The organism is Tepidibacter hydrothermalis, assembly GCF_029542625.1.
GTDB classification, from domain to species: Bacteria; Bacillota; Clostridia; order Peptostreptococcales; family Peptostreptococcaceae; genus Tepidibacter_A; species Tepidibacter_A hydrothermalis.
In genome coordinates this window covers 1,936,617-1,951,834 of record NZ_CP120733.1, presented here as the reverse complement: position 1 = coordinate 1,951,834, position 15,218 = coordinate 1,936,617, and the positions used below count along the sequence as shown (strand labels likewise).

17 protein-coding genes are annotated in these 15,218 nt (G+C 27.1%); 13 read left to right on the top strand and 4 right to left on the bottom strand.

The features are described 5' to 3' along the window. Positions 1 to 172: 172 nt before the first annotated feature. The 4 genes from P4S50_RS08930 to P4S50_RS08915 all read left to right on the top strand — a co-directional run bounded on the left by P4S50_RS08930 (position 173) and on the right by P4S50_RS08915 (position 5,738). A complete protein-coding gene (locus tag P4S50_RS08930; RefSeq protein WP_277734493.1) occupies positions 173 to 862 on the top strand; it encodes a response regulator transcription factor in 690 nt (229 codons plus the stop codon). After that, positions 837 to 2,903: a histidine kinase dimerization/phospho-acceptor domain-containing protein gene (locus tag P4S50_RS08925; protein WP_277734491.1), complete on the top strand. Its 2,067-nt coding sequence runs from the start codon at positions 837 to 839 to the stop codon at positions 2,901 to 2,903. Before P4S50_RS08930 ends, P4S50_RS08925 begins: the two co-directional genes overlap by 26 nt. A 138-nt stretch (positions 2,904 to 3,041) precedes the next feature. Then, the gene (locus P4S50_RS08920; protein ID WP_277734490.1) at positions 3,042 to 3,959 is read left to right on the top strand and encodes an AAA family ATPase; all 918 of its coding nucleotides are present in this window, start codon (positions 3,042 to 3,044) and stop codon (positions 3,957 to 3,959) included. Between the two features lie 12 nt (positions 3,960 to 3,971). Next, positions 3,972 to 5,738, top strand: a complete 1,767-nt coding sequence (locus tag P4S50_RS08915) for a cobaltochelatase CobT-related protein (RefSeq protein ID WP_277734489.1) — start codon at positions 3,972 to 3,974, stop codon at positions 5,736 to 5,738. A 21-nt stretch (positions 5,739 to 5,759) separates the two neighbouring features. On the opposite strand, the gene P4S50_RS08910 is transcribed toward P4S50_RS08915, so the two are convergent. Both P4S50_RS08910 and P4S50_RS08905 read right to left on the bottom strand, forming a co-directional pair. Continuing rightward, a complete protein-coding gene (locus tag P4S50_RS08910; RefSeq protein ID WP_277734488.1) occupies positions 5,760 to 6,329 on the bottom strand; it encodes a nucleotidyltransferase family protein in 570 nt (189 codons plus the stop codon). A gap of 28 nt (positions 6,330 to 6,357) precedes the next feature. Continuing rightward, complete coding sequence (locus tag P4S50_RS08905) at positions 6,358 to 6,666, bottom strand: nucleoside triphosphate pyrophosphohydrolase (RefSeq protein WP_277734487.1); 309 nt, start codon at positions 6,664 to 6,666, stop codon at positions 6,358 to 6,360. 128 nt (positions 6,667 to 6,794) lie between these two features. Here P4S50_RS08905 and P4S50_RS08900 point away from each other — a divergent pair, with 128 nt between their 5' ends. From P4S50_RS08900 to P4S50_RS08880, 5 genes are all read left to right on the top strand, one after another. After that, complete coding sequence (locus tag P4S50_RS08900; protein ID WP_277734486.1) at positions 6,795 to 9,206, top strand: DEAD/DEAH box helicase family protein; 2,412 nt, start codon at positions 6,795 to 6,797, stop codon at positions 9,204 to 9,206. A 37-nt stretch (positions 9,207 to 9,243) separates the two neighbouring features. Further along, positions 9,244 to 9,606: an HIT family protein gene (locus tag P4S50_RS08895; RefSeq protein WP_277734485.1), complete on the top strand. Its 363-nt coding sequence runs from the start codon at positions 9,244 to 9,246 to the stop codon at positions 9,604 to 9,606. An 84-nt stretch (positions 9,607 to 9,690) separates the two neighbouring features. Continuing rightward, positions 9,691 to 10,146 (top strand): spore coat protein, encoded by a 456-nt coding sequence (locus tag P4S50_RS08890; protein ID WP_277734484.1) that lies wholly within the window; start codon positions 9,691 to 9,693, stop codon positions 10,144 to 10,146. Positions 10,147 to 10,532: 386 nt separating this feature from the next. Next, positions 10,533 to 10,751, top strand: a complete 219-nt coding sequence (locus tag P4S50_RS08885; protein ID WP_277734483.1) for a hypothetical protein — start codon at positions 10,533 to 10,535, stop codon at positions 10,749 to 10,751. A gap of 53 nt (positions 10,752 to 10,804) precedes the next feature. Beyond that, positions 10,805 to 11,302: a dCTP deaminase/dUTPase family protein gene (locus P4S50_RS08880; RefSeq protein WP_277734482.1), complete on the top strand. Its 498-nt coding sequence runs from the start codon at positions 10,805 to 10,807 to the stop codon at positions 11,300 to 11,302. A gap of 8 nt (positions 11,303 to 11,310) precedes the next feature. Here the strand turns inward: P4S50_RS08880 and P4S50_RS08875 are convergent, their stop codons facing one another. Then, positions 11,311 to 11,511 (bottom strand): hypothetical protein, encoded by a 201-nt coding sequence (locus P4S50_RS08875; RefSeq protein WP_277734481.1) that lies wholly within the window; start codon positions 11,509 to 11,511, stop codon positions 11,311 to 11,313. A 139-nt stretch (positions 11,512 to 11,650) separates the two neighbouring features. On the opposite strand from P4S50_RS08875, the gene P4S50_RS08870 reads away from it, so the two are divergent. The 3 genes from P4S50_RS08870 to P4S50_RS08860 all read left to right on the top strand — a co-directional run bounded on the left by P4S50_RS08870 (position 11,651) and on the right by P4S50_RS08860 (position 13,649). After that, the gene (locus P4S50_RS08870; RefSeq protein ID WP_277734480.1) at positions 11,651 to 12,007 is read left to right on the top strand and encodes a C-GCAxxG-C-C family (seleno)protein; all 357 of its coding nucleotides are present in this window, start codon (positions 11,651 to 11,653) and stop codon (positions 12,005 to 12,007) included. Between the two features lie 74 nt (positions 12,008 to 12,081). Beyond that, positions 12,082 to 12,963 carry a tRNA 2-thiocytidine biosynthesis TtcA family protein gene (locus P4S50_RS08865; RefSeq protein WP_277734479.1) on the top strand — a complete coding sequence of 294 codons (882 nt, stop codon included), beginning with the start codon at positions 12,082 to 12,084 and terminating at the stop codon, positions 12,961 to 12,963. 134 nt (positions 12,964 to 13,097) lie between these two features. Next, complete coding sequence (locus P4S50_RS08860) at positions 13,098 to 13,649, top strand: MerR family transcriptional regulator (protein WP_277734478.1); 552 nt, start codon at positions 13,098 to 13,100, stop codon at positions 13,647 to 13,649. A 20-nt stretch (positions 13,650 to 13,669) separates the two neighbouring features. Here the strand turns inward: P4S50_RS08860 and P4S50_RS08855 are convergent, their stop codons facing one another. After that, positions 13,670 to 14,194, bottom strand: a complete 525-nt coding sequence (locus P4S50_RS08855) for an NUDIX domain-containing protein (protein WP_277734477.1) — start codon at positions 14,192 to 14,194, stop codon at positions 13,670 to 13,672. Between the two features lie 446 nt (positions 14,195 to 14,640). Between P4S50_RS08855 and P4S50_RS08850 the strand changes: the two genes are divergently transcribed. Next, the gene (locus tag P4S50_RS08850; RefSeq protein WP_277734476.1) at positions 14,641 to 15,210 is read left to right on the top strand and encodes an ECF-type riboflavin transporter substrate-binding protein; all 570 of its coding nucleotides are present in this window, start codon (positions 14,641 to 14,643) and stop codon (positions 15,208 to 15,210) included. The last annotated feature ends 8 nt before the right edge of the window (positions 15,211 to 15,218 follow it).

Sequence of the window (15,218 nt, the reverse complement as noted above, 5' to 3'; positions counted from 1 at the left end):
CGTTTCTAACGGGTATAGTAATATAATAGAAAACAGGAAACAGACATTTTAGTCGGTTTCCTGTTTTTTTATTATATCTTAAGAAATTTGTAAGAATTATAATAGTAAAATCTTAGAAAGTATATGTTATTATGTTTTTATAAGATATCTTAAAAAATATAGGGGGAAACAAATGTATAATATACTTGTTGTCGATGATGAGAGAGAAATAACAGATGCTATAGAAATTTATTTAACTAATCAAAATTATAAAGTATTTAAGGGGTATAATGGGAAGGAAGCTTTAGAGATATTTGATAGAGAAGATATACACCTAATAATTATGGACATTATGATGCCTATACTTGATGGGGCGGATGCAACTATGAGAATAAGGCAAAAAAGCACTGTCCCAATTATAATGCTATCTGCAAAATCAGAGGATATGGATAAAATACTGGGACTTAACATAGGAGCAGATGATTATGTAACAAAACCGTTTAATCCTCTCGAATTAATAGCGAGAGTTAATTCAAATATAAGAAGGTATATGAGTTATTCTACAACAATTTCAAAAAAAGAAAATGTAATAACAATAGGAAGTATAGAGTTAAATGATGACAGTAAAGAAGTATCTGTAGATGGTGAATGTGTAAAGACAACACCTCTTGAATACAAGATACTTCACCTGCTTATGAGTAATGCAAATAAGGTATTCTCAATACAAGAAATATATGAAAAAGTATGGGAAGAACCTGCATACAATGCTGATACAGTTACTGTCCATATAAGAAGAATTAGAGAAAAAATAGAAATAGATCCTAAGAATCCAAAATATTTGAAGGTGGTGTGGGGAATTGGATACAAATTTGAAAAACAATAAATTTAAACAATCAACACTTAGTACTATTATAGTTATATTAATATTGTCTATTATTTCAGTTGGAATATATACACCTATAAAGGAAAAAAGTATTGGTTCTAAAAATTACGTACAAGAATATATAAAAAGTAATGATTTTGTATATACATTAGAAGGGTTGAATAATGCTCTAACATTAACTAGGATTGGAGAACAAAAAGGGTGGTATCATGAAAGATATGAGAATATAGAAAATATTAAATATCATATTAGTTATAATAATGGTACATTGAATATAACTAATATAGAAGAGGAATCACTACAAGATCAGACTAAAAATAGTCAGCTAACGAACAATAATAAAATATTAACTATATCTAATATAGATGATGAATCTATAGAAGATCAGATAAAAAATAGTCAGTTATATATAAATATAGTAACGGATGAAAATGGAAATATAATAACTAAATATTCTTCTAACAAGGAATTTAAATTATCTAGTTTTATATCTAAATCAAATCTAGGAAATGGGAATGATATTAATTACAGTAATTTAGATATAAAATATTTTATTCCTAAGAAGTTAATTGATAATAACGATTTACTAATAAGGAATATGAATGAATATAGTATGACTCCACATATAAAATTGCTTATCACTATACTTTTAATTGGAATTGTGTTGTTGATTATAGGAACATCAATTGTTCCATATTCAAAACAAAGTCAAATTGGAATTTGCAGATTGTTCAATAAATGCTATTTAGAAATAAAATTACTTATGTGGTTCATATTCTTTGGAATAAATATGTCTATACTATCAATTGGATTTAATTATGAGTACTCAGAGCTAGATATTATGAGTGATATTATATATTCAAAACCTGAGTTCTATATAATAGGCATACCGTTGACATTTATGTTATATCTGCTTGTACATTTGAGTATAGTATATGTGAAGCATATATATAATGAAGGAATCAAAGAAGGATTAATAAATAAAAGTATCTTTGGAAAAATAATTCTAAAGTTGAATGATAAAATAAAAGATACAGCTAAATGTATTGGGAAGATAGACACAAGTAAACCATATCATGTTAAAGCTATAATATTGTTTGGGATTAATTTTATACTTCTGTTTATGATAGCTGCATTGCAAGGAATTGGAGTTATTATAGCTCTTATTTATACAGTATTTATGTTTAAGTACACGATGAAATTTGTAGATTCTATAAAAAAGCTCAATGAACAAAGTAGTAAATTGGCTAATGGAAACTTCAATGTAAATATAGATGATGATATAGGAATATTGTCTAGCATTGCTAAGAATTTAAACAATATAAAAACTGGATTTAAAGTGGCAGTTGATAAAGAAACTAAAAGTCAAAATATGAAGACAGAGCTTATAACTAATGTGTCTCATGATTTGAAAACTCCTTTAACTTCTATTATAAATTATGTAGATCTTCTAAAGGATGAGAATATAACGGATGAGGAAAAAGATAAGTATATAGATATATTGGACAGTAAATCAAAGAGGTTAAAGATTTTAATAGAAGATTTATTTGAAGCTAGTAAAGTAAGTAGTGGTAATGTAGAACTTAATATAGAAACCCTTGATATAATATCTTTATTTAGACAGACCCTTGGTGAAATGGATGAAAAGATATCTGAATCAGGATTGAATTTTAAGGTTAATATGCCCGATTATGAGGTGTTCTGTGAATTAGATGGAAGAAGAACATATAGAATATTTGAAAATATTATAGGAAATATACTTAAATATTCGATGCAAAATTCAAGAGTATATATAGATATAATCGATAGTGATGACAATGTTGAATTAGTATTTAAAAATATATCATCTTATGAAATGAACTTTGATGTATCTGAGATAACACAAAGATTTACAAGAGGAGATAAATCAAGAAATATACAAGGATCAGGTCTTGGTCTTAACATAGCTAAGAGCTTGGTGGATATTCAAAATGGATGTATGGATATTGTGGTAGATGGGGATTTGTTTAAGCTGATAATAAAATTTCAAAAGAAAATATAATTTCATAAATTAGAAAAATGGTTTTCTATAATAAGAAAGCCATTTTTTTGTTTTTATAGTATAATAAACATAGTGGGAATGATTACCAATTGTATATTGGTATATGAAATATAAAATACAAAAGGGGATATTTGTCATATGCTTGATTTTTTAAGAGAACATGGAATAGAAGAAAAATTGATACAAGATGTTATTCACTTTAGGAATTATTACAAAGTGAATGAAAGTGTAAAAGATAGAATTCCTAAGCCAAAAAATTTGTTTTATGGTAAAGAGATATGGTCTATGTGTATAGCGGCTATTTTAGAAGATGAAAATATACTTCTTTGTGGTCCAAAGGCAACGGGGAAAAATCTTTTAGCTGATAATCTCTGCAATGTATTTAAAAGACCTCAATGGAACGTATCATTTCATGCGAATACAGATAGCTCAACTTTAATAGGTACAGATACATTCATAAATAATGAAGTACAAATTAGAAAAGGTGCTGTATATGAATGTGCTGTTAATGGAGGTTTTGGAATATTTGACGAAATAAATATGGCTAAAAATGATGCAATAGTAGTTCTTCATTCTGCGCTTGATTATAGAAAAATCATAGATGTTCCAGGATATGAAAAAATAAAGCTTCATGAAGCTACAAGATTTATAGGAACAATGAATTATGAATATGCAGGAACTAAGGATCTTAATGAAGCACTAGTTTCAAGATTTATGGTTATAGATATACCTCAAATAAAAGAGGATACGCTCATGAATATATTAAAATTGGAATTTGAAGAAGCTGATTATGAAAAATTAAGTCAATTTGCAGGAGTGTTTTTAGATTTACAAACTAAATCTCAAAATTCTGAAATATCTACTAAAGCTGTAGATTTGAGGGGGATAATATCAAGTCTTAAAACTATAAAAAGAGGATTAAAACCTAGAATGGCAATAAATATGGGTATTACAGGAAAAACCTTTGATCAATACGAAAAAGAAATTGTTAATGATGTAATTAAAACTAGGATTTTAGAAAAGTGGCAAGCAAAAGATATTTTTCCTTATATATAAAGGGGTAATTATATGTATAATGATTTTGATTTTGAAAATAGATTAAAAAATATTATATGGACTATATGTGGAAATTATGATCAGAATTTAGAAAGTTTTGAAGAATTCTCTAATAAATCAAAGAATATATCTATTTATTATGCTGCTAAATTAGGTGCGAGAAGAAAATACATAGATTGGGATATGATAAGAGGCTATATAAATCATAAATTAAAAAATGGTGTAGAAAAAGATACTATAATTCCCCTTGTCGAAATATGTTCGGATATTATGGTTGAAGAAAATTTGCTTACTGAAAGACCTGGAATTTATGATATAAGAAAGACTGGACTAGAAGAGATTTTTGAAAATTATTTTGAAGTAAATGCAAAGACTTTTATTGAAAAGTTAAAATATGCTCTAGTTCTAGAACAAATAGGAAAGTACGGAAATGTGGATATTAAAGTGAGAAACATATTACAAGAAATGAAAATTTGTAAGAATTCTAAGGATACATTAGAACTTTTGAAAAATATAGAGGTTCTATATAATACGTACTTCGATCAAGATTTATCAGATATAGAATTTGTATATGAACAGGAAATAGTAAATGAGACTAGGAAAATAGATATTGAAAAGTTAAATGAAAATTTTTCATCATTTATGTATGAAGAACTTTATGAAGATGAAGACGTAAATATTTCAAATGAGATAGATAAAATGTCATCATCTCTTCTTATACAATCAATAGGAGATTTTAAAAATAATAGAGATTTAAAATTAGAAGATAATACGGTAATATCCATTGATGATTCCTCATTAGAAAAAATATATGAAAGAATAGAGTACTATTATGGCAAATCATTTATTTCAAAGGAAGAGCTTAAATACATACAAAATAAGATATGTAAAAATGTACATATAGGAAGTAGAATTCATTTTACAGACGGTGTATTAAGGTCAAGCTGTGATAACTCATTTCAGATAAAATATGTCACTAAGCATAAGGAAAAGAATATGTCTGTGTTTAGGGAAAATATAAAAATATATAGAAGAAATATTACGAGATTAAAAGATATACTAACCAAAACATTAGTAGCTGAAAAGGAAATATCAAGAGTATATTCTTACAGTGGATCATTAGATGCAAATAAGCTTTGGAGAATTGGAAGAAGCAATAATACAAAGGTATTTACAAAAGTTGAAGATAATGAAAAAGGTGGATATGTTGTAGATATACTATTAGATGCTAGTGGATCTCAAAGCTCAAGACAAGGAAAAGTAGCAACTCAAGGATATATAATATCTGAGGCTTTGACTCGCTCGGGAATACCAAATAGGGTTATGAGTTTTTGTAGTTTCTTAGATAATACTATTATTAGAAGGTATAGAAATTATGACTGTCCTATAAGTGAGAATAATAATATATTTGAATATTATGCATCAGGAAATAATAGAGATGGACTTGCCATTAAAGCTGTAAGTGAAGGTTTATTAAACAGAAATGAAGAAAATAAGATACTTATAATTTTAAGCGATGGAAGACCTAATGATATAAATATTAAAAAAAATAACAGTATAAGACCAGCATATAAAGGAAGAGCTGCTGTAATGGATACAGCTTTTGAAGTTAGAAACTGTAGAAAAAATGGAATTTTAGTTCTTGGAGTATTTACAGGTAAAGAAGAAGACCTTAATGCTGAGAAACTTATATATGGAAAGGATTTCGTATATACAAGAAATATAGAAAGATTTTCAGATATAGTAGGCGCATATTTAAAGAAAATTATAAAGAATTAAGGAAAGCTGTTTTGGCTTCCCTTAATTTCTATTTGAAGAAGAATGTGAACTTAACAGTCGATTGACATTATCTCTTACGTTACTTGGTAAGTTTCCTTTTAATGCTTTTTTTAATAAATTAGGTTGATTTATTCCATTTGATAACAAGTAATTTTTTATCATCGTAACCTTATTTTCTCTATTTGGAATTATCTGATATAGAACATACCAATCTTCTAAAGAAGTTAGAGGTATATGTATACCATTGATCTTTGTACTTTGTAAAATTGAGTTACTATCAAAATTGTATTTATATATTCCTTCATTATGGTTAATACTCAATCCTGCCATAACATCAATATCAATACCATTTATAATATATTCATAAAAGTATTTGGTAGAGTAAGTATCGGATTTCTCATAAACTTTCTTTTCTCCAATACTTTTAAGTATTATATCTGCTTTTTCAATATCATTTAAATCTATTAAAATATCAATATCATTAGGTTTATCTACAAGTCCATAATGATTTAATAATAGAGAAGCACCAACTGCCCATACAACTTTTTCTTTATTAAGTTTTTCAGCTATATAACTTAAGGTATTAAACATTCTTAAATTCACCTCTAATTCAAAATAATTAATATACTTTAGTCAATATAATATTTTTGTCAAATCCGCCATTAGATTCTTTTTTTTCTAATCTTTTATTTAATAAATCATCTTCTGAGTAGCCCATCTTTTTTGCTAATGAAAATAAAATTTCCATTACATCTGCAAGCTCTTCTAAGTTATTATCTTCGTGGAATTCTTTTACTTCCTCATCTAATTTAGTATCTAAATAAGATATAGCTTCATCATCACTTACTATGTGAATATCAAATTTTTTACCTGCATTATCTATTATTTGAGGAATTTTATCTCTGACAATTTTATCGTATGTTTTCATATTTATATCTCCTTTTAATTATTTATACAAATAGTTTAACTTTTTATTAAAATTAAGTCAAAGTGATTTATAGTATATAATATAAATGGTAAAATTAACTAAAGTACTTATCGTAAGGAGATATGACTATGGTACATAATGATAAATGCATTACAGGATATAATAAACATTTATATAAATTTATAAAAGAATCTATAAAAAGAGCTAAAAAAGTAGATATAATAGTGGCTTTTTTAATGGAATCAGGTGTTAGGTTATTAGAAGATGATTTAAAAGAAATGGTTAGTAGGAACATACCAGTTAGGATATTAACTGGAAATTATCTTAATATAACTCAACCTTCGGCTTTGTATTTGATAAGAACTATAATGGGAAATAAGGTTGATTTAAGATTTTATAATGATAAATCTAGAAGCTTTCATGCAAAAGCTTATATGTTTGAGTATGAAGATGGAGCAGATATATTTATTGGATCATCTAATATATCCAAGTCAGCCTTGACGGATGGAATTGAATGGAACTATAGATTGACTAGGGATACTCAGGAAGAAGATTTCAATTATTATAAAAAGACTTTTGAAGATTTATTTTATAATAAGTCTATAATAGTGGATGAAATGGAACTTGAAAAATATGCAAAGACTTGGAAAAAGCCTAAGGTTAACGATTATATTCCTAATGAAAAGAATGAAGTAATAGAATTATTTAAGCCACGAGGAGCTCAAATAGAAGCTTTATACAATCTTAACAAAACTAGATTAGATGGAATGGATAAGGGATTGGTTTTGGCAGCTACAGGTGTTGGAAAAACATATTTAGCAGCATTTGATTCACAAAAATTTAATCGTATATTATTTGTTGCTCATAGAGAAGAAATTTTAAAACAAGCGTATGATACATTTAAAAGTATAAGAAGAGATTCTAAATTAGGATTTTTTATGAATAAATTTAGAGATAAAGATTGTGATATATTATTTGCAACAGTTCAAACTTTGGGAAAAGATACATATTTAAATGAAAAGTATTTCAAAAAGAATTACTTTGATTATATTGTAATTGATGAGTTTCACCATGCCGTATCTAGTAATTATAAAAATATAATAAATTACTTCGAGCCGAAATTTATGTTAGGGCTTACAGCTACCCCTGATAGATTGGATAATAAGGATGTATTTGCTTTATGTGATTATAATGTTGTATATGAGGTATCTTTAAAGGATTCTATAAATAGAGGTTATCTAGTACCTTTTAGATATTATGGTATATATGATGATAGCGTAGATTATGAAAAAATAGAATTTAAAAATGGTAAATATAATGAGAAAGAATTAGAGAAGGCACTTAGTATAAATAAAAGAGCTGATATTATTTTAAAGAATTATACTAAATTCAAAACTATGAAAGCATTAGGATTTTGCAAAAGTAAACATCATGCAGAATATATGGCTAAATTCTTTTGTGATAATGGTGTGAAAGCTTGTGCTGTTTATAGCAATTCAAATGGAGAATACTCAAAAGATAGAAGTGAAGCTATAGAAGATTTAGAAAAAGGAAACCTAGATGTAATATTTTCAGTTGATATGTTTAATGAAGGTGTTGATATAAAATCTATAGATATGGTTATGTTATTAAGACCCACTGAATCACCTACTATATTTTTGCAACAGTTAGGAAGAGGTCTTAGAAAGAATAAGAATAAAAAATATCTTAATGTTTTGGATTTTATAGGTAATTATAAAAGAGCCAATTTAGTACCGTTATTTTTAACTGGAGATAATATAATTAATAATAGTTATGATAAAAATCATGTGCCTACGGAGGAGGAGTATCCTGAAGATTGTTTTGTAAATTTTGATTTTAGGCTTATAGATATATTTAAAGATATGGAAAAATCAAATAAGAATATTAAGAATATGATAAAAGATGAGTATTATAGAATAAAAAGATATCTAAACGAAGTTCCGAGTAGAACTGAAATGCTAACTTATATTGAAAATGATATATATGTTAAGATGAGAAAAAAATCAAAACTAAATATATTTAAAAACTATCTTAAATTTTTAGATGAACTAAATGAGTTAGACGAAAATGAAAAGATGATTTTAAATACTAAGGGTTCTATGTTTATAAATATGATTGAAAAAACTAGTATGAGTAAAACATATAAAATGCCACTAATTAGTTCTTTCTATAATAATGGACCTAAATTAAAAATAAATGAAGATGATATATATGATTCATTTAAGAACTTTTATTCTAATGGATCTAATAAAATAGATTTGAAAAAAGACAAGTCAACTTCTAATTATAAAAAGTGGGAAAAAAAGGATTATATAAAGCTTGCTAAACGAATGCCTATGAAATACTTGTTGAAAACTGAAAAAGATTTTTTCTATATGGATGGAGAATGTTTCTGTTTGAATAAGGAACTAGGTGATTATATAGATAATGATTGTTTTATAAAACATTTTAAAGATGCTGTTGAGTTTAGAACAAAAGAATACTATAAAAATAGATTAGAAGATAAGATGAAGTATTAGAACTCTTATTTTTTTGATAAGTAAAAAGGAGATTGCTATGAACTGTATATTTTGTGAGATAAGAGAATACATATTAGAAAATGAACTTTGTTATGCTATATACGATAAATATCCTGTTAATAAAGGGCATATGCTTATAATAACTAAAAGGCATGTTAAGGATTATTTTGATACTACAAATGAAGAAAAAATTGATATAATGGATTTAATTGATAAGTGTAAAGTCATGTTAGATGATAAGTATTCACCAGATGGATATAATATAGGTATTAATTGTGGAGAACATGCAGGTCAAACTGTTATGCATCTACATACTCATATAATACCGAGATATAAGGGAGATATAGAAAATCCAACTGGTGGAGTAAGAGGGGTAATTCCTGAAAAGAGAATATATTGATTTTAAAGAAGTAGTTTGTACTACTTCTTTTTAAATGCATAAAAAATATAATATTGAAAAAACTAATGTAAGGAGGTGTTTTACATGTTAAATTTAACTCAAAAAGAAAGAATGTTATTAGAAGATCAAAAGTCACATGAACAGATGTGTATTGAAAATTATACTGAGTATGCTCAAAGAGCTAAATGTTCTGAGCTTAAACAATTATTCAATGAGTATGCAACTACAGAACAACAGCATTTAGACAGTATCAATCAGATATTAAGTGGTACTGTTCCAAGCACTGGAGGTGGTGCACAACAACAAAATCAAACTCCAACTTTCACTCCTTCAAATACATACGATCCACAAGATGCTCTTTTGTGTAAAGATGCTTTGATGGCTGAAAAGTATGTATCTGGAGCATATAATACTACTATATTTGAGTGTTGTGATACGAATGTAAGACAAGTCCTTAACCATATACAAAAAGAAGAGCAAGAACATGGTGAAGGTTTATTCAATTATATGAAAAGTAAAGGGATTTATAATCCTCAATAGGGAATTTGACTTAGGGTATAATTAGTAAATGATAATTATACCCTATTGAAAAAAACACAAAAACATGATATAATTATATAAAAGATTCGTATGAAGGCGAATAAAATCGAAGGAAGTCGAAAATTTATTCGCAAAAACCGTTAAAGGGGGTATGTGTTTGGGTATATATGGAATAGTATTGATCTTGATTGTATTATGTTTAATATTTAGATATGGATTAACTAATAGTAAGTACAATAAGTAGATATTTCAAAGGAGAAATAAGTTATGGATTTTTCTTATAAATAAAACCCTGAAAACTAAATTATTTAGTTTTTAGGGTTTTGTTGTGTTATTAATTAATATGTATTTGGATAGAATGTAGTTATTAGGAAGGAGATGGTATTATGTTTAAAACAGATGATCTACATATTATATCTAAATCATTAGATTATTCTATAGCTAATCTGGAGAATTATTTAAATAAATATAGTGAGCATTTATGTGATTTAGATAAAGTCGATATAATATATCAACTTAAAAAGTATGAGGAAATATCTTGTAAGATAAGATGTACAGTGGGAACTAATGAATTATATAATCAAAATATTGATATATACAAATAGAAAATCCGATGTTAATATATTAAAAGAAAATATATTAATAAAAGGAGACTTATATGATTAGAGGATTTGAGATAGTAAGTTATGATGAATTTAAAAAGACTTTAGGAAGAGATTTAAGTGATGAAGTTATAAAAGAAAAATATAATAATATGAAAAAACCAAGACGTGCTACTAGTTTATCTGCTGGATATGATTTTTATTGTGTTAATGATTTTACTTTGAGTCCGGGAGAGTCTATTGTTGTTCCGACTGGGATTAAAAGCTATATGAAACAGGATGAGTGTTTATGCATATTGGTTAGAAGTAGTCATGGATTTAAATATAATATAAGGCTTAAAAATCAAGTTGGACTTATAGATTCTGATTACTATAATAATGAAAAGAATGAAGGTCATATATTTGTAGCTTTAAAGAATGAAGGAGATAAAAGGTTTGAGGTTAAATGTGGGGAAGCATTTGCACAGGGAATATTTCAAAAGTATTTAATAGCAGATGATGATGAGCCTGTTCAAGTTGATAGATTAGGTGGTATAGGCTCAACATCAAAGTAATTGTATGTTTAAGTTGCTTTAACTTCCATTTCATTTGTTAGTTTTTCTAGTTTGTTTTGTATATCGTTGTAATTTTGTATTTGAGCGATTATTTCTAATTTATCAGATTTTGGTAAGCATTTACTATACTTATCTAAACTATTTTCTAAGTTATGTATAGAATATTCAATTGAGTGTAGTATTTGTTTTAATTCTTTGTATTCTAACATTAGTATACCTCCGGTTAAGTTTAGTATGAGTCTTAATTATTGACATATATAGCATAGTTTTATACATTTTTTTGCAATATAATGGTACAATATATTCGGATGTTATATTAAAAGTAAATTTAAAAGGAGAGAGATACATATGAAAAAAGCGTTAGATTATTTTGGAAATGGATATAATTGTGCTGAGTCTGTAATTAAAGCAACTAATGAGAAAAAGAATACGGAAATACCTGTAGCAATAGCAAGTTCTATGGGCCATGGCATGGGAGTTGGAAGTGTATGTGGAGCAATCTGCGCAGGTGTTAGTTCTATAGGTGTTTTAAAAGGTGGACAAGATGCAGAACAAAAAAAAGAAGCTAGATTATATACTAAAGAGCTTATGAACAAAATAGAACAAGAATATGGAAGTGTTATATGTAAGGAGCTAAAAGGCAATAAGATTAGCTGCAAAGAGTTGATTGATTATGTAGATAGATATATTGATAGTATAGAATAAACTTTTGGAATATTAATACAGAGACATAATTTATAAAAAGTGCTATAATACTTTTGTTAAAGAGAGGTGACATAATGAGTAATCAAGAAAATAATGGCATTGCTGGAAGTGGATGCGAAGTATTAATACCATTTAATGAAAGAAAACCACTTAAAGACATTGAGAAAAGTATAATAAAGACCTATAGAAAGCGTATATGGTCAAGGTTTGTAAAAGGTATAAAGGATTATGATCTTTTAAAGGATGGAGATAAGGTAGCTGTTGCTATATCTGGTGGAAAAGATAGTATGCTTATGGCAAAGCTATTTCAAGAACTTAAAAGACATGGTCAAATAAAATTTGATCTTGAATTTATAGCTATGGACCCTGGATATCATGAGAATATAAAAGAACTTTTAATTGATAATTGTAATTATTTGAATATACCTATTCATTTATATGAGTCTCAAATATTTGAGGTAATAGATAAAATAGCTCAGGATTATCCATGTTATATGTGTGCTAAGATGAGAAGAGGGTCTTTGTATGCAAAGGCACAAGAACTTGGATGTAATAAGCTAGCACTTGGACATCATTTTAATGATGTCATTGAGACTACTCTTATAAATATGTTTTATGCAGGAAGTTTTAAAACTATGCTTCCTAAGTTAAAGTCTGCAAATCATGAAGGGTTGGAACTGATAAGACCCATGTATTATATAAGAGAAAATGATATACAAACATTTACACAAAAAAGTGGTATATGGCCACTGAATTGTGCGTGCATGGTTGCTGCTAAGAAAACATCTAATAAGAGAACTGAGATAAAAGAACTTATAAAAAAACTTAAGCTTGATTTTGAGGATATAGATAAATGTATATTTAAATCAGCAGAAAATGTTAATATAGATGCTATTTTGGGATGGCAAAAAGACTCTAAAAAGCATTCTTATTTGGAATTTTATGATGAAGAATAATATTTTAAAGGGTTAATACGGCGAATATGTTGTATTAACTCTTTTTTTGATTAAAGGAATATAAATGGTTTTGTTGAACTTAAAAAATATGGTTAGAATTATTATAATTTTTGTTTTTAATAAGGGGGATATTTATGAAAATATATACTACTAGTGAGGTATCTAGAAAAACAGGATTAAATAAAAAAACTTTAAGAGGATGGGAAAAAGAGTTTGAACTTAAAGTATCTAGAGGTGATAATGGAAATAGAAACTATACAGACTATGATATTGAATTAATACAAAATATAAAGAAATATAAGCAAAAAGGAATGGGAACAAATTTTATAAAGGAATATATACATAATAGTAATTTTGACAAATCTAATGAGGAATGTGCAGCTACTTTGACTCAAGCTAATCCATTAGAATCTATTGAAGATATTCAACAAACTATGGCTGAAAATTTTAAGAATATAATGGGTGCAGCTATTGGAGATATTGTTATTGAGAGAGAGCAAAAACTAAAAGAAGATCTTGGAAATGAAATCAGTGAAAAACTAGACGATATAAGTATAAACTTAAGAGATGAGATAAGTAATAAGGTTAGAAAGCAGGTTAGGGTAGAAAATCAGAAGCTTATGTTGTATTTAGCAAACAATAGGAAGGAAAGCAAAAAAGGATTTTTTAGTAAGGTATTTGGATAAATAGGGACTTTTAAAAGTCCCTATTTATTTATTAATTCATCTTTGATTAAATTAAGAACAATTGTTTCTCTTTCAACAGAAAGACCCATTTTAGAATCTTTACTTTGAATTAATTTAATATTGTGATTTATTGCTTCATCTATATCTATCCATATTGGAGTCATACCATTTGAAATTTCATAATCTTCTAATTTAGGTTTTCCTAGTTCTTTGTTAATTGTACATACATAAAAGTAAGAAATCATATGCATAAGGTCATACCCTTCATAGTGAGTAGGTCTGTATTCATCAAGCATACCAAATTCTTTTATAATCTCAATATCCTTAGCTCCAGTTTCTTCGTTTAATTCTCTCTTAAGTCCGTGAGTTAATTCTTCATCAGGTTCTACGCCGCCACCAGGAAAGCTATAATCATTATATCTTTTAGTGTACATTAGAAGTATTTTGTTTCCATCTAATATTATTGCTCGTGCTGCTTTTCTTTCAAAAATTTCACCTGTAATTTGAGTTATGTCTTTGTGAATCATTTTTTTTAATAGTCTCATGAAAAACTCCTTTATATTGTATTTATAATAATTTTGTGAAAATATAATTATTTATCCGAAAGCTAAGAACTCTGGATTAGTTCAACTAAAAATTCAGTTGGGGAGAAAACTCCATCTGAATTAAGTTTCACTTTATATACACTAGTTTATTATATATGTAAATGATTCGATGTAAAGGTAGAATTTATAATATATTATTTTTTTGATGTATATGTATTAAAATTAAATTTACAGCATACAATTAATATGTAGTAACAACTAAAGATAAATCACTTTAAGCAGTAATATGCTTAGTGTTGAGTTTATAATCTTTCTTACTAAAAAAGATGTCATAAAGGAGCCTAAAGGCTCCTTTTATTTATAATTGACAAAATTATTGATTTATAATAATATTATTCTGGATAAATACGGACTGATACTATTGATAATAAAATAAATAAGAGGGGATGATTGAAATAAAAAAATCAATATTTGAATTTGATACTAAGACAGTAGTAACTATAGGTATAGGAGCAGCTTTATATGGAGTATTAGGTTTATTTGGGTTTCCAATAGCGCCTAACACTAATATCAAGCCTGCGGTTGCACTGTTGAGCATTTTTGCGGCTTTATTTGGACCTGTAGTAGGTTTTTTGGTAGGGTTTATAGGACATGCACTGACTGATATGATAGCTGGATGGGGAATCTGGTGGGGTTGGGTTTTAAGTTCTGCTATTATGGGATTTTTTATGGGTCTTGTATATAACTACAAAGAATTTAGTGTTAAAAATGGGATTGCTACTAAAAGACACTATATATATATGATATTTACTGGAACAATAGGTATAATTATAGCGTTTGTATTTGCAGGAGCATTTGATGTAATGTTTATGAGTGAGCCAGCTAATAAGATTGTTATACAAGTTGTAGGAGCGATTGTATCTAATCTTATTGTGTTTCTAGCACTGGGAATACCTACTATATTAGGTCTTGTGAACGTTAATAAGAAAAACTCGAATTTAGAACTAGATAAGTAAGGAGAATG

Excerpts from the sequence above, each read along its gene's own strand:
- P4S50_RS08930 (WP_277734493.1), top strand. The coding sequence starts at position 173 with ATGTATAATATACTTGTTGTCGATGATGAGAGAGAAATAACAGATGCT.
- P4S50_RS08920 (WP_277734490.1), top strand. The coding sequence starts at position 3,042 with ATGCTTGATTTTTTAAGAGAACATGGAATAGAAGAAAAATTGATACAA.
- P4S50_RS08915 (WP_277734489.1), top strand. The coding sequence starts at position 3,972 with ATGTATAATGATTTTGATTTTGAAAATAGATTAAAAAATATTATATGG.
- P4S50_RS08910 (WP_277734488.1), bottom strand. The coding sequence starts at position 6,329 with ATGTTTAATACCTTAAGTTATATAGCTGAAAAACTTAATAAAGAAAAA.
- P4S50_RS08905 (WP_277734487.1), bottom strand. The coding sequence starts at position 6,666 with ATGAAAACATACGATAAAATTGTCAGAGATAAAATTCCTCAAATAATA.
- P4S50_RS08900 (WP_277734486.1), top strand. The coding sequence starts at position 6,795 with ATGGTACATAATGATAAATGCATTACAGGATATAATAAACATTTATAT.
- P4S50_RS08895 (WP_277734485.1), top strand. The coding sequence starts at position 9,244 with ATGAACTGTATATTTTGTGAGATAAGAGAATACATATTAGAAAATGAA.
- P4S50_RS08890 (WP_277734484.1), top strand. The coding sequence starts at position 9,691 with ATGTTAAATTTAACTCAAAAAGAAAGAATGTTATTAGAAGATCAAAAG.
- P4S50_RS08885 (WP_277734483.1), top strand. The coding sequence starts at position 10,533 with ATGTTTAAAACAGATGATCTACATATTATATCTAAATCATTAGATTAT.
- P4S50_RS08880 (WP_277734482.1), top strand. The coding sequence starts at position 10,805 with ATGATTAGAGGATTTGAGATAGTAAGTTATGATGAATTTAAAAAGACT.
- P4S50_RS08875 (WP_277734481.1), bottom strand. The coding sequence starts at position 11,511 with ATGTTAGAATACAAAGAATTAAAACAAATACTACACTCAATTGAATAT.
- P4S50_RS08870 (WP_277734480.1), top strand. The coding sequence starts at position 11,651 with ATGAAAAAAGCGTTAGATTATTTTGGAAATGGATATAATTGTGCTGAG.
- P4S50_RS08865 (WP_277734479.1), top strand. The coding sequence starts at position 12,082 with ATGAGTAATCAAGAAAATAATGGCATTGCTGGAAGTGGATGCGAAGTA.
- P4S50_RS08860 (WP_277734478.1), top strand. The coding sequence starts at position 13,098 with ATGAAAATATATACTACTAGTGAGGTATCTAGAAAAACAGGATTAAAT.
- P4S50_RS08855 (WP_277734477.1), bottom strand. The coding sequence starts at position 14,194 with ATGAGACTATTAAAAAAAATGATTCACAAAGACATAACTCAAATTACA.
- P4S50_RS08850 (WP_277734476.1), top strand. The coding sequence starts at position 14,641 with ATGATTGAAATAAAAAAATCAATATTTGAATTTGATACTAAGACAGTA.